The organism is Haladaptatus caseinilyticus, from assembly GCF_026248685.1.
In the GTDB taxonomy this organism is placed as follows: Archaea; Halobacteriota; Halobacteria; order Halobacteriales; family Haladaptataceae; genus Haladaptatus; species Haladaptatus caseinilyticus.
In genome coordinates this window covers 2,114,031-2,135,847 of the sequence record NZ_CP111036.1, presented here as the reverse complement: position 1 = coordinate 2,135,847, position 21,817 = coordinate 2,114,031, and the positions used below count along the sequence as shown (strand labels likewise).

Below are 21,817 nucleotides of genomic sequence, written 5' to 3'. Positions count from 1 at the left end.
ATGTGACGTTACGATTCGGTATGCTGGCGTTTACCGCTTACTCCAGACATGCAGCGACGACTCGGAGCATCTCCTCGCCCCGTACCTCGTCCGCAAACAGCGGAACCCGTTTGATATCGTGTCCGCGGAACACGTCCTGTGCCTCCCGGAGCGCCCCTTGCTGGACGTCCCATCGCTGCTGGCAGAACTCACAGCTGTCGAGGTTCGGCGTGACGAACTGACTCGAATCCACTGCCGGTGTCACGTCCGCCAAGTTTTCCATTACGCGATTGACGACGACGGTCCCGACGGGAATATCGAACACGTCCAACTGCGTGAGCAGTCGCTTGGATTCGAAGACGCTCATCTCCTCGGGGATCATCACGACGCGAAAGTCAGTTTTCGACGGGTTGCGCAGGGTCGTCCGAAGTCGCTCGATACGCGTTTTGAGCGCTTCGAGGTCGTCGATTCCCTCTTCGGGGTCGTCCCCACCGCCGAACATCCCTTTCACGCCGTCCATCATTCCCTGCAATCGCTGGCGAACCGACACCATTCGACCGACCATCGTGTCCATGACTTCGGGCAACTCGAGCAGTCGAAGCGTGTGTCCGGTCGGAGCGGTATCGACCACGACACGGTCGAACCGGTCGTCGTCGAGAAATTCGATGAGTTTCTGCATCGCAGCGGCTTCGTCGGCTCCGGGCATCGCACCGCCGAGAAGGGACGCCATCGGTCCATCCTCCTCGTCACCGAGCATGCCGCCGAGTGGGTTGTCGGTCCCGAGCATTCCGGCTTGCTCTTCCAGCGCCGCGTCCGGGTCGATTTCCGCGGCGTACAGCGGGATTTCGTCCCGAATTCGGGTCGCTTCCGCCGGGATATCACACTCGAAAGTGTCCGAGAGCGAATGTGCCGGGTCGGTCGAAACGACCAGCGTTCGGGTTCCGTCGCGGGCGCTCGCGAGGCCCGTGGCTGCAGCACAGGTCGTCTTCCCGACGCCACCTTTGCCGCCGTACAGTACGTACTCCGGAGCTTCGATACCCGCTGGAACGTCCCCCTCGTCGATTCGCTCGACGGCCTCCACGTCGATTTCGGCCATGAGTGGGGCTATCCGGTGGAGGTTTGTGTAGCTTCTGTATCGCTCGTCGTTGAAGTCGTGTGAGGGTGACGTGTCGTGATGTCGATTTCACCGATACCCCCATCCATGACGAACCGTTTTCGTGAATGGCGATCTCCAAGGGGACGTCGTTCGCAACTCACAGCAACAAACACCGCCTCCGCAGTCGCCCCATTCTTCCGCGCCAGCGCGGGAGCACATTCGCGCCTCGCTTCGTTCGTCGTACTTGTGAGTCCTGTGAACCCGCTGTGGCACGAGAGTTCAACTACGAAGCCGAAGCCAAACACGGTGGACGTTTCCGATCGACGAACGCAGAACTACCACAAAACGCGTCTCGGACCGGTCGTCCCCCGACCCCATCGTGTCGAACTCAAAAAGCACACCGGTTCACGGAGTGACGACAACCGAACGAAATCCCGCAGACCCCGAACCTACCCGAAGTAGTCGGCGAGTCGCTCTGCAGCCACCTCTACCTCCGGAGTGACGAGTGCGAACCGTATCCAGTCGTCGCGCGACGAGCCGAAGGTTTCACCGGGCATCCCAGCCACGCCCGCTTCGTCGATGAGCTTCTTGACGTTCGAGAGCGTGCCCGGGAACTCCGGAAAGCGCGCCATGACGTAGAACGCGCCGTCGGGGTCCGAGTAGTCCGCACCTGCGGCATCCAGTGCCGTGGTAAACGTCTCCACCCGTGATTCGAGCAATCTTCGGTTTTCCTCGTAATAGTCCACGCCCGTTTCGCGAAGTGCGTGCAACACCGCGTACTGCGCGGGACGACTCGTCGCTACGTTCGTCAGCATGTGGCGCGTCTTGGCCACGTCTACCAATTCCGGGGGGAAGATCGCATAACCGACGCGGAAACCGGTGATTGCGAGGGATTTCGAAAACGAATTCGTCACGACTCGGTGGTCGGAGTCGAGCGAGAGGGCGCTCGTGAACTTTCCGGAAAAGTCGAAGTGGTCGTACACCTCGTCGCTGATGAGGAGCGCGTCGTGCTCTTCCGCGATAGCTACCAGTTCGCGCATCGTTTCTTCGTCGTAGACGGTCCCGGTCGGATTGTTCGGCGAGTTGACGAGGATTCCCGCGGTATCCTCGCTGACCTGCTCACGAACCGCATCCGGGTCGAGGGTGCCATCCGTATCGGTGGCAACGAACCGAGCCGTCGCACCGAGCATCTTCGTCTTTCCCGGATAGTAGGGATACACTGGATCGGTCAACACGAACTCGTCGCCGGATTCGCGCTCCATCGCGCGAGCCATCGCCAGATAGTTCGCTTCGCCACCGCCGCACGTGACGATCACTTGTGAGAGGTCAACGTCGCGTCGGGCGGCGATTTCCTGGCGCAGTTCGAGCAGGCCCTCGCTCGGCGGGTACTGGAAATCCGCGCCACCGAGGTCGGCGTACTCGTGCAAACCGTCCGCAATTCCCGGCGGTGACCCCCAGTCGGGGTTCCCGCTGACCATGTCGATAACGTCGCGCTCTGCCTCCATCGCGTACGACATCACGTGGAAGAACAACGGCGTGTCGTAGTCCATACCGAGGGGTCGCAGTACTGGCAAGTGTTTCTTTCGCCCGAAACGATTAGCCGTCGGAAAATCACGATCGAAGTATGGATGCAGCTGTCAGTTCGGATGTCGTTCGGTCGTACTACGACTATATCGACGCCGAAGCGTACGATGACGTGTTCGCCCTGTTCGCCGAGGATATCGTCTACGAGCGTCCCGGACAACCGCCGTTGGACGGAATGGCCGAATTTCGCGAGTTCTATCTCGAAAGCCGACCACTCGAAGACGGTGAACACGTTGTCGAACAGATGGTCATCGGCGACGATACCGTCGCCGTCCGTGGGCGATTCAGTGGGGAACAAGACGGTGAACGCGTCTCATTCGGGTTTTCGGATTTCCACCAGTTCGACGAAAACGGAAAGATAACCGAGCGAACGACCTACACCGACCGCGATACGGTCTGACGACCGCGAATCGGTCTCATCACGCTGGCTTCCGACCCGCACTTTCTTTCCGGTTCGAGACGTTCTCCCTTCTATGAGTGCCTCTTCGATCGAACGCCAGCTCGGTACTGCCCTCCGGGATTCCGGGACGACGATCGCAACTGCTGAATCGTGTACGGGCGGTCTCATCGGGTCGCTGCTGACTGACGTTCCCGGGTCGAGCGACTACTTCGACCGTGGGTTCATCACATACTCGTACGACGCGAAATTGAAACATCTCGGCGTCACCCGCGAGATACTGGACGAACACGGAGCAGTAAGCGAACCAGTTGCCCGACAGATGGCCCGAGGCGCACGTGACGTCGCTGGCACCACGTGGGGCGTTGCGACGACGGGGATCGCGGGACCGACCGGCGGATCACCTGAAAAGCCGGTCGGAACCGTCTTCATCGGCGTTGCGTACGCCGGTGAATGGGAGAGTGGAGACAGCTGCTCGACCGTCGAACGCCACGAGTTCGACGGAACACGGGAGGAGATCAAAACACGGATCGCTCAGCAAGCGCTCACCGACGTTCTCGCCGAACTGGACTAAAAAGGAAAACCTTGATATCGCAGGGCGGGACGTGCAACCGAATGAATCGGAAAGAACACGTCCTGAACGCCGCACTCTTGAGTATCGGTCTCGGATATGTTCTGCACCCCGCTGGCGATACGACGACGTTCTATACGATCATCGAAGTCGGGGTGCCAGTCGTTCTCGGAGCGCTCTTTCCCGACGTGGATACGGCCTTCGGCAAACACAGAAAGACCCTCCACAACCTCCCGGTTCTTGGACTGTTCTACGTGTTTCCGATCGTGTTCGGGAACCTCGAATTCGTCTGGATCGGGGTATTGACTCACTACGCACTGGATATGCTCGGAAGCAAGCGTGGTCTCGCATGGTTCTATCCGTACGAGAAGGAGTTCGGTGCACCGTTCGGCGTCTCCGTGAGTAGTAAGCACGCAAGTGTGGTGACGCTCCTCGTCACCGGATTCGAACTCGTCGTCGCTGGCCTGTTCGTTCACCGCCAACTAGTCGTCGATGTCGGTCTCACTGCTGTTGGAATTCGCTGACCACGGGAGGGGTCGTTCAGTAAACGCTCACGTCGTCGAACCGGCCGCCGTATTCCTCGCGATTCGGATGCGTTGCTTCCATTCCCGAAAGCACTAACCGGTTGAACTTTCCCCACGTGTTCTCCCACCCGAGATGCGCGAACTCCGCTCGTCGCCGAAGTTCGTGGGAGCGACCGGTTCGATGGACGACACTGGAGACGCCTCCCTTCCGGATTCGTTCGACCAGTTCCGTGGCGGTTTTGACGTGCGTATCGAGGGTCGTCCAGGCCTCGCCGACACTTTGGCGAATATGGGCGTACGACGACCCGAACGCAGGTTTTTCGGTCTCTTCAGCGATCTCTTTCGCTCGACGGTTGTGTCGCCCGAGCTGTTTCGGGTTGTAGGTTTCGACGGCGTGAACGACGTCACCGTGGACACGAATGTCCGCCTCGGATACCCCCACGTTCAGGAACTCCGGATGTGGTATCAGGATAGCCGCATTTTGGCGGTCGAACTCACGCATGGCGCCGGTCAGCGAGATGAAGTCCGGAACCGGTTCAGTCAACCCCACCGCGAGGACGTGTTTACGATTGCGCCACGATCCGGTGAACACCTCGCGTGCGGGGACGACGAGCAACTCGTCGTCGGAAAATCGTTCTGCCCGACGACGTATCTCCGGAAGGCGGACGAAATGCGGTGCATACACCAGCGCATCGAGGCCACGATCTTTGGCCCGTTGAACGACGTTCTCGTCCAGCACTTTTACATGCATATCGACACGAAATTCGTCGCAGTCGGTCACGCCGTATTCTTACCAGGGTCGGACGATAGTGGTTCTGGTTTCAAGACCTAGAAGTAGCAGCGAGGGAAAGTTAACCCTGATGACAACTCTGTATTTCGACCTCGAACGGGATGTGCTTCCGGCCCAGCGAGCAGGAAAAGGTTTTATCATCGGGATTACAGAGTCAACACACGAATGCCTGCCTGGGAATGTGATATCGATGGCTGTGGAGACCGGTTCGACAGCGTCGAGAACGCTATCGTCCATCAGACGACGGAGCACGAGCGCAGGGAGTGCAAGGTATGTGGCACGGTCGTGCCGGACGGCTACTTCGCCATCCGACATGCCTTCGAAGAGCACTCACGCGCCGAGTACGTCCGCGCGTACGACGCCGACTCGAGCGACGTTCGGACACGGGAACGGATCCGCGACGAAATCGAGAAATCCGCGAATCTCCAGCAGGTGATCGAACGAATCGACGAAATCAAGGGTACCGAACTGCCCTGAACGAACGAAGTAAACTATTTTGAGGCGGGTGCGCAATCGTTTCCATATGGATACACTTGCGGACGTAGACGAAATCGTCCACGAACCGACGGAGGAGTTCGTGGAGTCCACGAACGTCTGGCAGTTCATGCAGGACCACGACATCGCGGATTACGACGAACTCATCGAGAAAACGTGTGGCGAGGTCGATTGGTTCTGGGACGAACTGGTCGACTATCTCGGCATCGAGTTCTACGAGGGATACGATGCCGTTCGGGACGATACGGAGGGACCACAGTTCTCCGATTGGTACCCCGGCGGGAAAATCAATATCGCGCACAACACGCTCGACCGTCACGCGCGGACCGACAGTTCGAACCGGAACAAAGTGGCCTGCATCTGGGAGGGCGAACCGGGCGACGTTCGGGAGGTTACGTACCACGAACTCCATCGTGAGTCGAACAAGGTCGCAAACGCGCTGGAGGAGCGCGGTATCGGGACGGGCGACACCGTCGGTCTCTACATGCCGATGGTTCCGGAGGTCAACTCGATTCTGTACGGTATTTTCAAGGTCGGCGCCGTTGCGGTACCCATCTTCTCCGGATTCGGCACCGATGCGACCGCGACACGAATCGACGACTCGGAATGCTCGGTGCTGTTCACCGGCGATGGTTTCTATCGCCGTGGGAGCGACATCGTCCTGAAGAACACGGCTGACGAGGCGATCGAAGCGGTCGGTCACGTCGAACACACCATCGTCTATGACCGGTTGGGGTCGGATGCGGATATTCCGTGGAACGACGAACGGGACGAACGATGGGACAAGGCCGTCCTGACGCAGGACGACGAGTACGAAACGAAGGAACTCGACGCGAGCGACGAGTCGATGCTGTTGTACTCGTCCGGGACGACGGGCAAACCGAAGGGCATCGTCCACACGCACGCCGGACAGTTGCTGCAGTGTGCGAAGGAGATCTATTTCGGCTTCGACCACAAGGACGCAGACCGCTTCTTCTGGGTCTCCGACATCGGATGGATGATGGGGCCGTGGACACTCATCGGGAATCACGCTTTCGGCGGCACCGTCTTCATGTACGAGGGTGCTCCGGACTACCCGGAACCGGACCGGTTCTGGGAGATGATAGACCGTCACGGTCTAACGACGTTCGGGATATCCCCGACCGCGATTCGAGCGCTTCGGCAGTACGGCGATGAATGGCTCGACGGGCACGACCTTTCGTCGCTTCGTCTGCTCGGTTCGACGGGCGAACCGTGGGACCCCGAGTCCTGGCAGTGGTTCTACGAGAACGTCGGGGGCGGCGAGGCACCCATCATCAACATCTCGGGCGGGACCGAAATCTGTGGCTGTTTCCTCATGCCGATGCCGATTCAGCCGCTCAAACCATGCACTCTCGGTGGGCCGGGACTCGGTATGGATATCGACATCGTGAACGCACAGGGCGAGTCCATCGTGAACACGCACGAACGCGGCTATCTTGTCGCACGCGATTCCTGTCCGAGCATGACCAAATCGCTCTGGTCGGGTGACGAGCGCTACCTCGAAACGTACTGGTCTACCTTCGAGGACATGTGGAACCACGGTGACTGGGCGCAAAAGGACGAGGACGGCTTCTGGTTCCTACACGGACGCTCCGACGATGCCATCAACGTGGCTGGACGAAAGGTCGGCCCTGCAGAAGTCGAGGGAGCACTCATGGACCACGAGGCGGTCAATCAGGCCGCCGCAGTCGGCGTCCCGGACGATACGACCGGGCAGGCCGTCGTCACGTACGTCATCCTCGAACCGAACGTGACGGTCAGTGACGACCTCCGGGCGGAACTGCGCGAACAGGTCGGCGACGACCTCGGCAAACCGTTCCGTCCTCGCGAAATCCTATTCGTGAACGAATTCCCGAAAACGCAGTCCGGTAAAATCATTCGACGAGCCATCGAGGCGGCCTACACGGGCGAGGAGTTGGGCGATATGAGCAGTATCGAGAACCCCGAATCCCTCGACAAACTCGAAGAGGCGAACTAACCGACTCGTGATTCAGTCGCCGACCGCGACTGAATCAGATGCCACGACCGAAATCTACTCGAACAACTGCTTTTCATGGTCGATGTCGTCGATTCGCGCCACGTCTTCGGACGAGAGTTCGATATCCGTCGCCGTTAAATTCTCGCGGAGGTGGCAGTCGCTCTTCGAGCGCGGGATGGGTACCGCACCTCGCTCCACGAGCCACGCGAGTGCGATCTGTGCTTCCGTGGCATCGTGTTTTTCCGCGAGGAGGGTCAGTTCGGGGAGGTCGAACACTTCTCCCTGCGCGATCGGAGAGTAGGCGACGAGTTGGGTATCGTGCCGACGAGCGTGAGTGAGGAGGTCCGGTCCGTGAAAGAGTGGATGCATTTCGACCTGGTGTGCGAAAATCGGCGCGTCGAGAACGTCACGTGCACAATCGAGTTGGTCGGGGGTGAAGTTGCTCACGCCGACGTGTTTGATTCGTCCCTGTTCGAGCAACGCGTCGAACGCGGGAAGCGTTTCTTCGGGCTCGTAGGCGTCGATCGGGCGATGAACGTAGAGCAAATCGACGTACTCGACGCCGAGTTTCGAGAGGCTGGCTTCCGTGCTCGCGATCACGTCGTCGGGTGCGAGACTGTCAGCCCACACCTTCGTCGCGACGAACAGATCCTCCCGCGGTACGTCCGCGAGTTCGATCCCCCGCCCGACGACCGCTTCGTTCTCGTAGATCTGAGCGGTGTCGAGGTGGCGATAGCCCATTTCGATCGCGCTGGCGATTCGTTCTGGGTCGTCGATTCCCATCGTCCCGAGGCCGATTTCGGGAAACGTGGTGGTTGACATAGGGATGGATTCACGGGGCGCGAACGTAATCGATGTGGTTCCGCACCTTCACACGGAAACGTCGCCCGCGGTGAGAACCGAACCGTCCGGAACGTCGTCGCCATCGCAAGCGATGGCGAATTCACCGATTCGGTCGGTATCGAGTACGATTTCGGCACCGGCGATGAGTGGTGCGACGATCCCGCCACCGACCGCTCTCGGATCGGCGAGTGGTGCGCGGACGACGACCGCATTGCCGGGTTTGAGGTTCCATTGGTCCGCGATTCGCCTTCCTGCGCCGATCAGTTCTTCGTGAGAGACGTCCGTTTCACCGGTCAATGCGGTCGTTTCGGGCGGGATTGGCGTCTCAGGAAAGGTCGGATTTTCGCTCCACACGTCGGTTTCGAAATGCGAAACGTTCGGGTCGGTGGGTGATTTCCCATACGCGACGTACTGGCCACCCGGCGGGAGTTCGTAGTCGCCGACGCCCTCGGTCGGTGCGAGAAGTACCCGAGCGTCGAATTCGTTCGGTGGGTCGAATCGCACGGTAGAGCCGAGTAACATCGCCCCGAGAAAGCCGAGGACAGGTTGAGCGGAGGGAGACGTGACGATACCGACCGAGACGCCTTCTCGAACGCCGAGATGACGGAGGAAGTTCCCGGTCTTCCACGCGGTCGTACAAAGGCGATGGTAGTCGTATCCCCCCGAGTGAGGAATCGAAAGCGCCGGGTCGTCGCTCCGTCGTTCGCGGGCAACGAGGTCACCGAGTGCATTCATGTCGGTTTTCGTTTCGGTGTGCGCAAAAACACGACGGTTCGTTTGATCGTAAACGGGAATCGCAACACGGACGAACGGTTCACTACTGAGCCATCTGGCAACGTTTATATCGCATTGCTAGACACACTCTGGCGGGACTATGGCAAACGTAATTCGAAAGATGGCGGAAGGAAGTTCTCGGGTCGTCGAGCGCTACCTTCCGGACGCATTCCTGTTCGCAATCATCCTCACCCTCGTCGCATACGGACTAGCATTCGTCGCGGTTGCCTCGCAATCGGGCCCCCTCGAACATGCGGAGAACCTCCTCGTCACCGGTTGGTACGGTGGGTTTTGGGGACTACTCACGTTCGCGATGCAGATGACGCTCATCCTGATGACCGGCTACGGACTCGCGAAGACGGACTTCGTGGATGGTCTTTTGACGCGCGCGGCGGCCATCCCATCGAGTGAACGGGGCGCCGTCGCACTCGTCCCCGTCGTCGCCGCGTTAGCGTCGTTCGTCCACTGGGGTCTCGGCCTCGTCGTCGGGGGGATCTTCGCCCGAAAGGTGGCAGAAGAAATCCGGACCATCGACTTTCCGATCGTCGTCGCCGGAGCGTACGCCGGGTTCATCGTGTGGCACGGCGGCCTCGCCGCTTCGATCCCGTTGAACCTGAATTCGAGCGGGGAAGCGGGGAACTTCCTGCTCGCGGATGGCATCCTCACCGCGACGATCGGAACCAGTCAAACAATCTTCACGACGGCCAACCTCGTCCTGTTCGTCGTCGTCGGCCTCGTCTTCCTCCCGGCACTTTTCGTGTTGATGTACCCGGAGAGCGACGATAAAAAGCGGCCAATCGACCCTGCTACCCTCGAAACTGCTACTGACGGCGGTGAGACGGGGGCCAAGGCGACCACCGTCGCCGTGGGAACGACGACGTTCGCGGACCGAATCGAACACTCGCGCGCCGTCGCGTGGGTCATCGGGTTCGGTGGCTTGCTGGCCGTTTTCGGTTACTTCGGACGTGGGGTCGCGGATGGAACGATGCCGTGGAACAATCTCAACCTCGACATCGTCAACTTCACGTTCCTCTTTCTCGGACTGGTACTCCACAGGACGCCCGCGGCTTACATCGGTGCGATGAAAGAAGCAGTCGAGAACGTTTGGGGGATCATCCTTCAGTTCCCGTTCTACGCAGGTATCATGGGAATCATGGGCTACGCGCCGGAGGGTTCGACCAGTCTCGCGACGCAAATCGCACAGGGAATGGTACAGGTGTCGCCCGAGGGAACGCTCCCCGCCGTGGCGTTTCTCACCGCGGGTGTCGTCAACTTCTTCGTCCCGAGCGGTGGCGGCGAGTGGGCAGTCGTCGGCGAAACGCTCGTGACGGCCGCTCAGGCCAGCGGAACCAGCGTCCCTCGTGTCGCCATGGCCGCCGCGTGGGGCGATGCGTGGACGAACATGATTCAACCGTTCTGGGCCATTCCGCTGCTCGCAATCAGCGGTCTCTCGGTTCGTGACATCATGGGCTACTGCGTGCTCGTCCTGCTCGGGAGCGGTATCATCATCGCGGTCGGAATAACCGTCCTGCCGATGTAACGCGACCCTTCACGACGGTCGCGACCAGAGTAGAGCGACGGTTACCTCCCCTTCCGACGGCCCCCCGTAAAAGCTCGACAACGCACTCCGCTTTCATTTGCCGGGACTACTCGCTCCGCGAGGTTCCCGGCTCCGTTCTGTCGCCGACTCGCTCGTTATTTCATTCCTCGTTCGCGGTGAGTGTACTAGTCCTCTGGCGGTTGTGTCGATTGCAGATTTCTGGTGCCGGTGAAAATTCACGAACCTGTCGGGTGGTTTTCCGCCGACTCTCGTCGGTCGTGTCACTTGCCAACCGCGCACTCTCCGTCGTGACTCGCCGAATCAGTCGTTTCGCCGGAGCAGATATCCCACTCCCGCGATACTGCCGAGTGCGGCGAGGAACCCGAATCCCGGCAGACTGCCGCCGTCCGTCGTCCCCCCGGCAGTCGTACTCGTCGCTTCCATCGATGTCGTCGTGGACGACTGCGTCGTGGTCGCCGAACTCGTCGTCGTGGGAGTTACACTCCCGACGGTAGTCGTCGCCGTCGTGTTGTTCGTCCCGTTGATCGTCGCGGTGGTCGTCGGTTGCTCCACGACGATTTCTCCTCGCATCGTCTCCTCATCGACTTGCGAAAAGTAGGTCGCCATGGCCGGTTTCGCGGTGAATTCGAGCGTTTGTACCTGTCCCTTCGTGCTCATGACTTCGGTTTCTTCCATCACGTTCCCTTGACCGTCCGCGATGGCGATGTTATGCGGATTTCCATCGACGTTCTCCCACGCAATGACGTACGTTTTCCCGGCTTGCATCTGTATCGTCGGGTTCGTCTTGTCGGCGATCGGTTCGGGGGACCGGCCGATCCAACCTGACAACTGGCCGCCGAGTTCGAACGTCGCGGCTTGCCCTCGTGTGAACCCGACGAACGCGGTCACTCCGGCCATCGTCTGTACGAACTGTCTGCGGGAAAACTCAACGTGAGACATTCGAGCGTATACGACCTATCTCTGGACGTGCATATGCTTAGCTCATTCGGCTAGAAATAGAGATTAGACCGGGACGGAGTGGATTAGAAGCTGTTTTTGATTCGCTCGAAAAAGCCCTTGCCCACGTTCACGTTCTCGCCACCTGCCTCCGCGAACGCCTCCAACGCTTCCTTCTGCTCGTCATTGAGCGAATCCGGCGTGACGACTTGCACCTTCACGTAGAGGTCACCGTGCCCCCGCCGTCGCAGGTGAGGCATTCCCTTCCCCTGCAGGCGGAACGTCTCGCCGCTCTGTGTTCCCGACGGAACGTCCATCTCGACGGAGCCGTCGAGTGTCGTGATTTCTAGCTCGTCGCCGAACACGGCCTGCGGGAACGAAATCGGCTTGCGATGGACGAGGTCGGCCCCTTCCCGTTCGAAGTCCGGATGGTCGCGAACTCGGATCTCGATGAGAAGGTCGCCGTTCGGTCCGCCGTTTTCGCCCGGCGCACCCTCGCGTTCCATCTGAAGCGTCTGACCGTCGGCGATACCCGCAGGAATATCCACCTGGAGCTTCGCTCGTCGGTGGACGACGCCGTCGCCGCCACAGTCGTCACACGTCTCCTCGTACAGTTCCCCTTCGCCGTTACAGCGCCCACAGGTACGGGACTGCTGGACACGACCGAACGGCGTCTGCTGTACCTGCGTAACCTGCCCTTGGCCTTGACATTCCGGACAGGTTTGTACGTCGGCCCCTTTCGGATGACCCTTCCCGTCGCAGGAACCACAGCGCTCCGGCCGGCGAACCGTCACTTGTTTTTTCGCGCCCTCGAAGGCCTCTTGGAGGTCGATCTCTAGCCCGGTCCGCAGGTTCTGTCCCTGCTGTGGTCGGTTCGGGTTCCGGCCGCCACCGCCACCGAAGAACTGCTCGAAGATGTCGCCCATGCCACCCATGCCGCCACCGCCACCGAACGGGTTGCCACCACCGGCGCCGGCTCCGTTACCGTCGAAACCGCCGCGTTTTTCGGCCTGTTCGAACCGGTCGTGACCCATCTGGTCATAGGCTCTGCGCTTCTCGTCGTCCGAGAGCACTTCCTTTGCCTTCTTGACCTGCTTGAACTTCTCTTCCGCGTCCGGGTCATCGCTCACGTCTGGGTGGTACTCGGCCGCTTTCTTTCGGTATGCGCTCTTGATATCGCTCTCGTCGGCGTCCCGACTCACACCGAGCACGTCGTAGAAGTCCTCACTCATCAGTTATCCTCTCTAAAGTAGGGGAATACTTGAATCGCCCGTCTATTCGTCGTCGTCCACGTCTTCGAAGTCGGCATCGACGTACTCGTCCGCGTCCTGTCCGTCGGGGCCCGCGCCCGCACCTGGACCGCCGCCCATGCCGCCGGGACCGGCGCCACCACCCATTCCGCCGGGGCCTGCGGCACCGGCTTGCTGGGCTTGCTCCTGTTGCTGGTACATCTGTTTCCCGATCTCCTGGAGCGCCTTGCTCAGGTCTTCGGTCGCGGATTCGAGGTCCTCCTTCGTCGCGTCCTCGTCTTCGAGCGCCTCCTGAACGTCCTCGATCGCGTCGCGGATGTCAGCTTCGAGGTCGTCGTCGATGTTCTCCTCGTTCTCTTCGAGGAGCGTTTCTGCGCGCTGGATCGAGCCTTCGGCGGCGTTGCGCGCTTCGATGAGTTCTCGGCGCTCCTTGTCCTCTTCCGCGTGCTGTTCGGCTTCCTCCTGCATCCGCTCGACCTCCTCGTCCGAGAGACCGGCACCACCTTCGATGGTGATCTCCTCGCTGTTACCGGAGCCATGATCTTCGGCGGAGACGTTGACAATGCCGTTTTCGTCGATGTTGAATGCGACTTCGATCTGAGGCGTTCCGGCTGGTGCGGGTGGAATGCCTGCGAGATGGAACTCGCCGAGTAGTTCGTTGTCGGCCGCCATCTCCCGCTCACCTTGGAAAACGCGAACCTGCACCGAGGTCTGGTTGGCAGCGGCGGTCGTGAATATCTTCGACTCCTCGGTCGGGATGGTCGTGTTCTTGTCGATGAGTCGCTCGAACAGCCCGCCTTTCACCTCGATACCGAGCGAGAGCGGCGTCACGTCGAGCAGCACGATGTCGTCCACGTCGCCGGAGAGGACGCCACCCTGAATCGCCGCACCAAGTGCGACGGCTTCGTCGGGATTGACGTTCTTTTTCGGTTCCTGTCCGGTCAGCTCTTCGACTTGCTCTGCGACCTGTGGCATACGGGTCGAACCGCCGACGAGGATGACCTCGTCGATGTCGCTCTTCTCGTAGCCTGCGTCCGAAAGCGCCTGTTCCGTCGGTTCGACGGTGCGCTCGATGAGGTCGCTCGTCAGCGATTCGAACTTCGCACGGGTGAGGCTGTTTTCCAGGTGAACAGGGCCGTCGTCCGTTGCCGTGATGAACGGAAGGTTGATGTCCGCCTCCTTGCGCGAGGAGAGTTCGATTTTCGCCTCCTCGGCGGCGTCCTTGAGTCGCTGGAGCGCCTGCCGGTCGTCGCGGAGGTCGATACCGTGTTCCGACTCGAACTCCTCGGCGAGGTAGTCGATGATAGCGTGGTCCCAGTCGTCGCCACCGAGGTCGTTGTCACCGTTCGTGGCGACGACCTCGTAGACGCCGCCACCGAGGTCGAGGATGGAAACGTCGAACGTTCCGCCACCGAGGTCGTAGACGAGAACCGTCTGGTCGGATTCGTCGTCCAACCCGTAGGCCATCGATGCGGCGGTCGGCTCGTTGACGATGCGCTCCACGTCGAAGCCAGCGATTTCGCCCGCGTTCTTCGTCGCCTGTCGCTGTTTGTCGTTGAAGTATGCGGGCACCGTGATGACTGCCTTCTCCACGTCGTCGCCGAGATACTCCTCGGCGTCGCGTTTGATCTTCTGGAGGATCATCGCCGAAATCTGCTCCGGCGTGTACTCCTCGTCCTCGATTTCGACGGTGTAATCCTCGTCGCCCATGTGTCGCTTGATGGACTGGATCGTCTTTTCGGGGTTCTGGACGGCCTGATTTTTGGCCGGTTTCCCGACGAGACGCTCACCGTCGTCGGAGAACGCGACGATCGATGGTGTGGTTCGGTCACCTTCCCCGTTGACGATGATTTCTGGGTCGCCACCTTCCATGACCGCGAACGCGCTGTTCGTGGTACCGAGGTCGATACCGAGAATCTTGTTACTCGCCATTGTTGGATTACCCTACCCGTTTGCGCCGGTTAAAGGTTACTAGATGTGGTGAGGACGGTGGAAACGTCACCCCGTCGCAGTCACACGGTTTTAATTTTTCACGGCTCTTCGCTCCGGGACATTTATATCGAACCGGTACACAACCTCCCGACTCATCGTGGATCGGTTTTTTCCCGCACTTGCCCGATTTGGGAGGAAGAACGAACCGCGGAAAACAGCGGGAGTTTCGTGTTATTCTTCGGTCTCGCCGCTTCCGTCGCTGACCGTAACCTGTGCGGCCTGCAGAACTTTATCCGCCATTTCGTAGCCCGGTTGGAACACGTCAGCGATGGTGTCTTCGGGATGCTCGCTTTCGACACGGAGCATCACCTCGTGGCGCTGGGGGTCGACGTCCGCGCCGGGGTGGGGGTCGATTTCGGCGACGTTCTCCTCCTCGAACACGCGGTCGAGTTCTTTCAGCGTGAGTTCGACGCCGCTACGGAGACTTTCGACGTCTTCGTGCTCCTCTTCGACGGCGCGTTTCAGGTTATCACGCACGTCGATGAGTCGATGGACGACGTCCTCCGTCGCTCGCTTTTCGAGTTGTTCCTGTCGCTTTTTCGCGCGTTTCTTGTAGTTCTGGAAGTCGGCCTGTTTTCGCTTCAGACGTGTTCGGAGGTCGTCCACTTCGGCCTCCAGCTCCTGTCGTTCGGATTCGATCGCGACGAAGTGATCTTCTACATCTTGGGCGAGGGTCTCGTCGTCGTCGGCGATCCGTTCGACGAGGTCGGTTTCCTGTTGGTCGAGAACGTCTTCGTCCGGTGCTTTTTCGTCCGATGGTTCTCCATCCATGTCTTCGACTTGCTCATCTGCTCCCGTCTGAGCAGGCTCCTCGGTCATACATACCGAAAGCCCTTCCGTGCGTTTAAGGGTTCAGAAACGGAGCGAGTTCGATACGAATTAAAAGGGAAACGAGGCGGTCCGCCAAAAGCGAGTACCGCGGCCGTCCAACGAGTCCACTGAGAGGATCGTATTCGACTAATCCACGATAGGAGAGGGAGGGAAGACAGTTTCGAGAGAGGTCGTCGAGCACTGCCTCGAACGTCTCGTCGGGGACCGATTCAGGTGGAACGCCGTTTTCCCATCCGGCGACTTCCCTGGAGAGCACTTCCACCCCCATCGGTGCAGTTTTGGAATGCTGATAGAGCGAGTACAACACGTACCGGTTGCGGCGCTCTCCCAGGCTGATAACCACTGAGCCGACGGACCCGCGAGCCATTGAAGTCCTTTCCAGTAACGCTATCGGCGAATTTTAACCCTGTCAACCGTTTCCATCGTTCAGTGTTCGTAACGTGGGGCGATGCCGGAGCAACGACGGTCCTCTCCGAGTGTTCCGAACTACGAATTCGGATGTGACTGTTTCGCCCCCGGTGATTCGCTGGTAACGACCGCTTCAGGTCGCTAAGCCACCGTTCGACCGCTGCCATCCGGAGGTATTCCGCCGTACCGTATGGTCGCATCGGGATTCGGTAGCTAACTCTGCCAGCATGGGACACAACCCTTTTCGGGCGTGCGCTAGAACGGACGAGTATGGCAGATGAGGAAGCCAACGAAGACGAAAATGGAACCGACAGCGAAGAGAAATCGTTCCGAGAGCGTGTCGAGGAAATCCGCGAAAAGCGCGCCGAGGAGGGCGACGAAGACCGTGAAGAGCGCCTGAAAGAGGCACTCGGTGGCGAGGGCGGCGGCCCCGGCGGCATGGGCGGTAACCCGTTCGCACAGATGATGGGTGGTATGATGGGCGGCGGCCCCGGCGGCCCCGGCGGCATGGGTGGCGGACCGGGCGGCCCGAGTGGTCGCGGTGAATCCGCAGGAAACGAGGAACTCACCCGGGAAGTTCGACAGCTTCGAGACGAAGTCCGAGACGTAACGCGACAGCTTCAACGCATCGCTGACGCGCTCGAAGACGACTAAACGGTCACAACCTGTCACCTATCTTTCGGCAATTCACGGACTAAAAACGGGGATTCTTATAGCTCGCACACCTGTTTCGGTTCGTAACAGTGTCCGGTGAGACGAGCGGCGGGAGTTCGCTCCGCCTCTTCAAAAACCGCGAGTTCATCGCAGTCGCCAGCACCGCGTTCGCGCGCAGTCAAGCGTACTCGACTATTCTCATCGCACTCGCGTTGTACGCCGACATCTTCCAGACGACGAGCACCATGGAGGGACTGTTCGGCACGGCGTTCGCGATCGTCCAGTTGTTCATCGTCCTCCCGCTGGGTCGATACATCGACACGCGAAACTCGAAGCGAATCCTGCTGTTCGGACTCCTGCTCAACGTGGTCGTCTTCATCGGCTTCATGTTCGTCGAAAACGTCACGCAGGTCATTTTGGTCCGCGTCCTACAGGGAACTGCCGCGAGTATCCTCTGGCTGACCGGGATGACCGTCGTCGGCGAAATCAGCGAGGAGAGTTCGCGTGGACTGTGGATCGGGACGTACAATCAGGTCGGCGCGCTATCGAGCCTCATCGGTGACATCTTCGGCGGTCTCCTGCTGTATCTGTACGGGTTTCAGGAGACCTATATCGCGCTGAGCGTCGTGACCGTTCTGGCGTTCATCTCGGTTCTCCTGTTCCTCCGGGACAACCCCGGCGGGAGAAAGGACCCCGAGGAGTCCAGCGGTCGCGAGACCATCGAGATGCTTCTCGGGCGATCGGCCATCAAAGCCCTCGTCTTCTTCCGTCTCTCGTTCAGCGTCGGGAAGATGGCCGTCATCACCTTCCTTCCCATCTACGCCGTTACGGAGTTCGGCATCAACCCGTTCATCGTCGGCGGCATCATGGCGGGCGGAAAGCTGACCAAATCCATCACGCAGGGTAAAGTCGGCGACTGGACCGACCGCGTGGAACATACCCACCGATTTATCCTCGCGGGCGCGTTGGTCTATGCAGTTGGAACCGCGCTCATCCCCCTGGCCGGGTTCGCTCACGTCTACATTCCGGATATGATCGTCAACGCCTTCGGCGAGGAGATGGCACTCCCCGGCGCCTTCTTCGTCCTCTTCGCGGCGTACGCGGTGCTCGGAATCGGCGACAGCCTCCGCCTGCCCGCAAGCATGGCCCTGTTCGTCGGCGAGGGCGAGCAGTTCGATGCCGTGGCCTCCAGCCTCTCTCTTCGCTCCATCGCGTGGAAAGTCGGGCAGGTCGGTGGTCCGGTTTTCGTGGGGGCTATTTGGGACGCCACCAGCGTCCTCGTCGCCTTCTGGACCGCATCGGCGTTCATCGTCGTCTCGTCCATCGTGTTCGCGATGCTGTACAGTGCCGAACCTGCGCCCGGCGAACAAGTCGATGCCGTCAGTGGAGATTAGTGAAATTCGGGACGAGTCGGTTGCTCCCGACTTGAAATGGTAGTGACGGATCGGAACGAAGGCTTCCACGACGGTCGGTTCCCGGTGTGCCCGTGATGTGCTACGGTGGGTGTGAACGGGACGACCCATCTTCGCTGTCACCCGTCCTCATCACCGGAACCGGAACCGCATTGCGATCTCGCTAGTCGAAGACGCAACCGTGAAACCACTGAAGCCCCAAGCGCGACCATGGACGAACAACCGGGGCTCTCCGACCAATACCGAAAATCCAGTCCGTGGCCGCTGTTCGTCGCGTTCGGGTTGGCCCTGTTCGAGACCGGTATCGTGATGGCCGAATACCTCTTTCCCGTTGCCGTCGGTGGCATGCTGATGTTCGTCGGTAGCTGCGTCGGTATCCTCCGCGAATCGGAATATATCAACAGTCCGTGGAAAGGCCTCATCGCGTCGGCGGGACTGGCGTTCGTCGTCGGGGGCGTTATCTGGACGCTGACGACTGGATCGGTCAGGCTTCGCGGCACTGCTATCCTCATCGGCGGTGCCATCCTGCTCGTCGGCGGTATCGCGGGGTCGCTTTGGCAACCGGAATCGGTCTGAAACGAGTCGGAATCAGCGACGAATGATCCGATACGGGGACGATTTTCAGCTACCACGAATCATTAACCTATTTGATGCCCCCATTGCTATCGTTACCTACTATGGCAGAACGCGTCTTCGACCGGGAAACGCTCCTCGACATCACGGTCAACGTCGTCCCACTCGGGATATTGGCATTCTTCTTCGCCGTCTTCCTCGCCTTCAGCCCGTGGAGTGACGGTAGTTCGCTGGTCGGCCTCATCAGCTTGGCACTGGTCGTCATCCCGTTCGTCGGATTGGCAGTGCTAACGTATCTCACGGCACGGGAAATCTAGCGCGAAGTCGTAACCTAACCTTTCTTTACCCCGCAGTCCTCACCCTTTCGCATGGCAGCTACAGGGCAGATAGCTCTCACCGTAGTTATGGGAGTGTTTTTGCTGGCGGTCGCCACGTTCCTCGCCCGAATCGAGGACTGGCGGTCTTACACGCCTCTCACTGGGGGAGGCTACGGGTATGCAGAACCGACCGGGCAGGCCCACGAGGAAAAACCTGCTGGAATCATTCGGTGGTTAACCACGGTTGACCACAAGGACATCGGCCTCCTATACGGAACGTATGGTATCATTGCGTTCGCGTGGGGTGGCATTGCCGTCCTTCTCATGCGCGCGGAGCTGGCCGGTGCGGAACTCGACTTCATGAGCGGGAACCTCTACAACGGTCTCTTGACCACGCACGGGATCACGATGCTGTTCCTGTTCGGGACGCCCATCATCGCGGCGTTCTCGAACTACTTCATTCCGCTCCTCATCGGCGCGGACGACATGGCGTTCCCGCGAATCAACGCCATCGCGTTCTGGCTCCTGCCACCCGCGGCCATGCTCATCTGGCTCGGCTTCCCGCTCGCGATGCTCGGGTTCAACGTCGAACCCGCTCAGTCCAGCTGGACGATGTACACGCCGATTTCCGCGGAGCGCGGGCTGTCGTCCAACCCGGAGGTGCTGAATCCAGGGATGGACTTCATGCTCCTCGGGTTACACCTCTCCGGTGTCAGTGCTACGATGGGTGCAATCAACTTCATCGCCACCATCTTCACCGAGCGTGGCGACGACGTCGGATGGCCCGACCTCGACATCTTCTCGTGGACCATCCTGACCCAGTCGGGACTCATCCTGTTCGCGTTCCCGCTGCTCGGGAGCGCGCTGATCATGCTCCTGCTCGACCGGAACTTCGCCACGACGTTCTTCGCCGCCGAAGGTGGCGGCCCACTGCTGTGGCAACACCTGTTCTGGTTCTTCGGCCACCCCGAAGTGTACATCCTCGTCCTCCCGCCGATGGGATTGGTTAGCCTCATCCTCCCACGGTTTGCGGGCCGGAAACTGTTCGGGTTCAAATTCATCGTCTACTCGACGCTCGCAATCGGTGTGCTCTCCTTCGGTGTTTGGGCCCACCACATGTTCGCGACGGGAATCGACCCACGCCTCCGTGCGAGTTTCATGGCGGTGTCGATGGCGATCGCAATACCGAGTGCGGTGAAGGTGTTCAACTGGATTACGACGATGTGGAACGGTCGGCTTCGGATGACTGCGCCGATGCTGTTCTGTATCGGATTCGTCTCCAACTTCATCATCGGCGGCGTCACCGGCGTGTTCCTCGCGGCCATCCCGGTCGACCTCGTCCTCCACGACACCTACTACGTCGTGGGTCACTTCCACTATATCGTGATGGGAGCAATCGCCGTCGCTGGCTTCGCCGGTATCTACTACTGGTTCCCCATCTACACCGGACGAATGTACCAGAAGAAACTCGCCCACATGCACTTCTGGCTCACGATGATCGGGACGAACATCACGTTCTTCGCCATGCTGTTCCTCGGCTACGGCGGCATGCCGCGCCGCTACGCGACGTACCTCCCACAGTTCGCCACGTGGCACCAGCTCGCCACCGCCGGTGCGTTCATCATGGGTATCGGTCAGCTCATCTTCGTCTGGAACATCGTCCAGTCGTGGCTCGAAGGGCCACACGCCCCTGCCGACCCGTGGAAACTCAAGGCGGACGATTTGGTCACGAAAGAGTGGACCTGGTTCGAAAAGAGGCAGGAGACCGCGCTGACGGACGGCGGCGAAGAAGAGCAGTAAGTACAACCCCTCTGGTTTTCTCGTTTTGTGAGTCGATAGGTTCGGGTATGGAGAGCGAAGTGAACGTGACCGGACCCGGTATCAGATCGTCATCAACACTGCGTCAAAATGCGTCGCTTCGAGACCGGGACCGATACAGTGACATCCGCAAATTCACGTACTCGTTCGTTCATCGCTCGATAGCACGCCGTCTTCTCACGTCGTCGCGAGGATGATTCCCATCGCGAACATGAGTACGGCTATCCCACCGAGGATGACCAACAGCAGCTCTTTTTCGGACATACCGGAACTAGGGACGAATGGATGAAAAGGCTAATCCTTGCCCTGTCGCAAGGTTCGTTCGTGCCATTCCGACTACAAGGACGGTCGCTCGTCGTCGGCTTATACGCCCTCATCGTCTCGTTTGCCGGGTTCGTTGGCGTTCTACTCGGTCTATTCGGTCCGGAAAATTTGCGCCCCGTGCAACTGTTCGGCGTTATCGAACTCCAACCGACACCGGTCGGGTTAGCGGCGTTCGGCATGGCAACCATCGGCCTGTTTCTCGGCGTGCTGCTCTTTCTGGTTATGTTCGTCTCGGAGCGCTACGACGACGCTCACCCGAAGGGCTAAGCCGACCCACTTCGATGTGTCACCATGTACCACGTCCTGGTTGCCGTGGATGAAACCGAATCGCGCGCACTGGCGCAAGCAACCGCGGTTATCGACCTTCCCGAGTCGGCAACGGCGGTACGCGCCACACTATTACACTCCTTTACCGACAATCCCAGCGGCGCAACCGCGATGCAGGTAGCGGGCGTTCGGCGAGCACAGGAATCCTTGGAGGATGCGGGAATCGAAACCGACGTCGTCGAGACGAGTGGAAGTCCGGCGGATACCATCCTCGACGTGGCCGAGGAACACGACGTCGATTGTATCTGTGTCGGCGGGCGAAAACGTTCACCGGCCGGAAAGGCTCTGTTCGGAAGCGTCGCACAGTCCGTCATCCTGACCGCGAGGCGACCCGTCCTCGTCGCGGGAGAGTGACAGCAGCA

General features: G+C 59.9%; 23 protein-coding genes. 13 read left to right on the top strand and 10 right to left on the bottom strand.

Annotated features, from left to right (window positions below):
• Positions 1–37: 37 nt before the first annotated feature.
• Both OOF89_RS11460 and OOF89_RS11455 read right to left on the bottom strand, forming a co-directional pair.
• Positions 38–1,075, bottom strand: coding sequence for an ArsA family ATPase (locus tag OOF89_RS11460; RefSeq protein WP_266076225.1), 1,038 nt, complete (start codon positions 1,073–1,075; stop codon positions 38–40).
• A 449-nt stretch (positions 1,076–1,524) separates the two neighbouring features.
• A complete protein-coding gene (locus OOF89_RS11455; RefSeq protein WP_266076223.1) occupies positions 1,525–2,625 on the bottom strand; it encodes a pyridoxal phosphate-dependent aminotransferase in 1,101 nt (366 codons plus the stop codon).
• Between the two features lie 74 nt (positions 2,626–2,699).
• Between OOF89_RS11455 and OOF89_RS11450 the strand changes: the two genes are divergently transcribed.
• From OOF89_RS11450 to OOF89_RS11440, 3 genes are all read left to right on the top strand, one after another.
• The gene (locus tag OOF89_RS11450; RefSeq protein WP_266076221.1) at positions 2,700–3,059 is read left to right on the top strand and encodes a nuclear transport factor 2 family protein; all 360 of its coding nucleotides are present in this window, start codon (positions 2,700–2,702) and stop codon (positions 3,057–3,059) included.
• A gap of 73 nt (positions 3,060–3,132) precedes the next feature.
• Positions 3,133–3,630: a CinA family protein gene (locus tag OOF89_RS11445; RefSeq protein ID WP_266076219.1), complete on the top strand. Its 498-nt coding sequence runs from the start codon at positions 3,133–3,135 to the stop codon at positions 3,628–3,630.
• A gap of 41 nt (positions 3,631–3,671) precedes the next feature.
• Positions 3,672–4,151: a metal-dependent hydrolase gene (locus OOF89_RS11440; RefSeq protein WP_266076217.1), complete on the top strand. Its 480-nt coding sequence runs from the start codon at positions 3,672–3,674 to the stop codon at positions 4,149–4,151.
• A 16-nt stretch (positions 4,152–4,167) separates the two neighbouring features.
• Here the strand turns inward: OOF89_RS11440 and OOF89_RS11435 are convergent, their stop codons facing one another.
• The gene (locus OOF89_RS11435; protein ID WP_407661613.1) at positions 4,168–4,902 is read right to left on the bottom strand and encodes a PHP-associated domain-containing protein; all 735 of its coding nucleotides are present in this window, start codon (positions 4,900–4,902) and stop codon (positions 4,168–4,170) included.
• Positions 4,903–5,106: 204 nt separating this feature from the next.
• Here OOF89_RS11435 and OOF89_RS11430 point away from each other — a divergent pair, with 204 nt between their 5' ends.
• Together OOF89_RS11430 and OOF89_RS11425 are read left to right on the top strand one after the other, a co-directional pair.
• Positions 5,107–5,418 (top strand): DUF7565 family protein, encoded by a 312-nt coding sequence (locus OOF89_RS11430; RefSeq protein ID WP_266076213.1) that lies wholly within the window; start codon positions 5,107–5,109, stop codon positions 5,416–5,418.
• A gap of 46 nt (positions 5,419–5,464) precedes the next feature.
• On the top strand, positions 5,465–7,435 hold the full coding sequence (locus OOF89_RS11425; protein ID WP_266076211.1) for an AMP-binding protein: 1,971 nt from the start codon (positions 5,465–5,467) through the stop codon (positions 7,433–7,435).
• A 54-nt stretch (positions 7,436–7,489) separates the two neighbouring features.
• On the opposite strand, the gene OOF89_RS11420 is transcribed toward OOF89_RS11425, so the two are convergent.
• Complete coding sequence (locus tag OOF89_RS11420) at positions 7,490–8,257, bottom strand: aldo/keto reductase (protein WP_266076209.1); 768 nt, start codon at positions 8,255–8,257, stop codon at positions 7,490–7,492.
• 48 nt (positions 8,258–8,305) lie between these two features.
• A complete protein-coding gene (locus OOF89_RS11415) occupies positions 8,306–9,013 on the bottom strand; it encodes an acyl-CoA synthetase family protein (RefSeq protein WP_266076207.1) in 708 nt (235 codons plus the stop codon).
• A gap of 139 nt (positions 9,014–9,152) precedes the next feature.
• On the opposite strand from OOF89_RS11415, the gene OOF89_RS11410 reads away from it, so the two are divergent.
• A complete protein-coding gene (locus OOF89_RS11410; RefSeq protein WP_266076205.1) occupies positions 9,153–10,592 on the top strand; it encodes a short-chain fatty acid transporter in 1,440 nt (479 codons plus the stop codon).
• Positions 10,593–10,913: 321 nt separating this feature from the next.
• Here the strand turns inward: OOF89_RS11410 and OOF89_RS11405 are convergent, their stop codons facing one another.
• The 5 genes from OOF89_RS11405 to OOF89_RS11385 all read right to left on the bottom strand — a co-directional run bounded on the left by OOF89_RS11405 (position 10,914) and on the right by OOF89_RS11385 (position 15,965).
• Positions 10,914–11,552: a cupredoxin domain-containing protein gene (locus OOF89_RS11405; RefSeq protein ID WP_266076203.1), complete on the bottom strand. Its 639-nt coding sequence runs from the start codon at positions 11,550–11,552 to the stop codon at positions 10,914–10,916.
• Between the two features lie 83 nt (positions 11,553–11,635).
• Entirely contained in the window at positions 11,636–12,781 is a 1,146-nt protein-coding gene (gene dnaJ / locus OOF89_RS11400) for a molecular chaperone DnaJ (protein ID WP_266076201.1), read from the bottom strand.
• A 42-nt stretch (positions 12,782–12,823) separates the two neighbouring features.
• Positions 12,824–14,731: a molecular chaperone DnaK gene (gene dnaK / locus OOF89_RS11395; RefSeq protein WP_266076198.1), complete on the bottom strand. Its 1,908-nt coding sequence runs from the start codon at positions 14,729–14,731 to the stop codon at positions 12,824–12,826.
• A gap of 231 nt (positions 14,732–14,962) precedes the next feature.
• A complete protein-coding gene (locus OOF89_RS11390) occupies positions 14,963–15,610 on the bottom strand; it encodes a nucleotide exchange factor GrpE (RefSeq protein WP_266076196.1) in 648 nt (215 codons plus the stop codon).
• A 25-nt stretch (positions 15,611–15,635) separates the two neighbouring features.
• Positions 15,636–15,965: a DUF7344 domain-containing protein gene (locus tag OOF89_RS11385; protein WP_266076194.1), complete on the bottom strand. Its 330-nt coding sequence runs from the start codon at positions 15,963–15,965 to the stop codon at positions 15,636–15,638.
• A gap of 335 nt (positions 15,966–16,300) precedes the next feature.
• Here OOF89_RS11385 and OOF89_RS11380 point away from each other — a divergent pair, with 335 nt between their 5' ends.
• From OOF89_RS11380 to OOF89_RS11350, 7 genes are all read left to right on the top strand, one after another.
• On the top strand, positions 16,301–16,684 hold the full coding sequence (locus OOF89_RS11380; RefSeq protein WP_266076192.1) for a hypothetical protein: 384 nt from the start codon (positions 16,301–16,303) through the stop codon (positions 16,682–16,684).
• An 89-nt stretch (positions 16,685–16,773) separates the two neighbouring features.
• Positions 16,774–18,078: an MFS transporter gene (locus OOF89_RS11375; protein WP_266076190.1), complete on the top strand. Its 1,305-nt coding sequence runs from the start codon at positions 16,774–16,776 to the stop codon at positions 18,076–18,078.
• A gap of 228 nt (positions 18,079–18,306) precedes the next feature.
• On the top strand, positions 18,307–18,672 hold the full coding sequence (locus tag OOF89_RS11370) for a DUF7541 family protein (RefSeq protein WP_266076188.1): 366 nt from the start codon (positions 18,307–18,309) through the stop codon (positions 18,670–18,672).
• A gap of 101 nt (positions 18,673–18,773) precedes the next feature.
• Positions 18,774–18,986, top strand: a complete 213-nt coding sequence (locus tag OOF89_RS11365) for a DUF6684 family protein (RefSeq protein ID WP_266076186.1) — start codon at positions 18,774–18,776, stop codon at positions 18,984–18,986.
• 87 nt (positions 18,987–19,073) lie between these two features.
• A complete protein-coding gene (locus OOF89_RS11360) occupies positions 19,074–20,786 on the top strand; it encodes a cbb3-type cytochrome c oxidase subunit I (protein WP_407661612.1) in 1,713 nt (570 codons plus the stop codon).
• Positions 20,787–21,128: 342 nt separating this feature from the next.
• The gene (locus OOF89_RS11355) at positions 21,129–21,395 is read left to right on the top strand and encodes a DUF7520 family protein (RefSeq protein WP_266076182.1); all 267 of its coding nucleotides are present in this window, start codon (positions 21,129–21,131) and stop codon (positions 21,393–21,395) included.
• Between the two features lie 24 nt (positions 21,396–21,419).
• The gene (locus OOF89_RS11350) at positions 21,420–21,809 is read left to right on the top strand and encodes a universal stress protein (RefSeq protein ID WP_266076180.1); all 390 of its coding nucleotides are present in this window, start codon (positions 21,420–21,422) and stop codon (positions 21,807–21,809) included.
• Positions 21,810–21,817 lie beyond the last annotated feature (8 nt).

Coding starts and splice junctions, on each gene's coding strand:
- OOF89_RS11455 (WP_266076223.1), bottom strand. CDS start 2,625: ATGGACTACGACACGCCGTTGTTCTTCCACGTGATGTCGTACGCGATG.
- OOF89_RS11390 (WP_266076196.1), bottom strand. CDS start 15,610: ATGACCGAGGAGCCTGCTCAGACGGGAGCAGATGAGCAAGTCGAAGAC.
- OOF89_RS11440 (WP_266076217.1), top strand. CDS start 3,672: ATGAATCGGAAAGAACACGTCCTGAACGCCGCACTCTTGAGTATCGGT.
- dnaK (WP_266076198.1), bottom strand. CDS start 14,731: ATGGCGAGTAACAAGATTCTCGGTATCGACCTCGGTACCACGAACAGC.
- OOF89_RS11360 (WP_407661612.1), top strand. CDS start 19,074: ATGGGAGTGTTTTTGCTGGCGGTCGCCACGTTCCTCGCCCGAATCGAG.
- OOF89_RS11380 (WP_266076192.1), top strand. CDS start 16,301: ATGGCAGATGAGGAAGCCAACGAAGACGAAAATGGAACCGACAGCGAA.
- OOF89_RS11370 (WP_266076188.1), top strand. CDS start 18,307: ATGGACGAACAACCGGGGCTCTCCGACCAATACCGAAAATCCAGTCCG.
- dnaJ (WP_266076201.1), bottom strand. CDS start 12,781: ATGAGTGAGGACTTCTACGACGTGCTCGGTGTGAGTCGGGACGCCGAC.
- OOF89_RS11435 (WP_407661613.1), bottom strand. CDS start 4,902: ATGCATGTAAAAGTGCTGGACGAGAACGTCGTTCAACGGGCCAAAGAT.
- OOF89_RS11410 (WP_266076205.1), top strand. CDS start 9,153: ATGGCAAACGTAATTCGAAAGATGGCGGAAGGAAGTTCTCGGGTCGTC.
- OOF89_RS11365 (WP_266076186.1), top strand. CDS start 18,774: ATGGCAGAACGCGTCTTCGACCGGGAAACGCTCCTCGACATCACGGTC.
- OOF89_RS11430 (WP_266076213.1), top strand. CDS start 5,107: ATGCCTGCCTGGGAATGTGATATCGATGGCTGTGGAGACCGGTTCGAC.
- OOF89_RS11460 (WP_266076225.1), bottom strand. CDS start 1,075: ATGGCCGAAATCGACGTGGAGGCCGTCGAGCGAATCGACGAGGGGGAC.
- OOF89_RS11445 (WP_266076219.1), top strand. CDS start 3,133: ATGAGTGCCTCTTCGATCGAACGCCAGCTCGGTACTGCCCTCCGGGAT.
- OOF89_RS11420 (WP_266076209.1), bottom strand. CDS start 8,257: ATGTCAACCACCACGTTTCCCGAAATCGGCCTCGGGACGATGGGAATC.
- OOF89_RS11405 (WP_266076203.1), bottom strand. CDS start 11,552: ATGTCTCACGTTGAGTTTTCCCGCAGACAGTTCGTACAGACGATGGCC.
- OOF89_RS11425 (WP_266076211.1), top strand. CDS start 5,465: ATGGATACACTTGCGGACGTAGACGAAATCGTCCACGAACCGACGGAG.
- OOF89_RS11450 (WP_266076221.1), top strand. CDS start 2,700: ATGGATGCAGCTGTCAGTTCGGATGTCGTTCGGTCGTACTACGACTAT.
- OOF89_RS11415 (WP_266076207.1), bottom strand. CDS start 9,013: ATGAATGCACTCGGTGACCTCGTTGCCCGCGAACGACGGAGCGACGAC.
- OOF89_RS11350 (WP_266076180.1), top strand. CDS start 21,420: ATGTACCACGTCCTGGTTGCCGTGGATGAAACCGAATCGCGCGCACTG.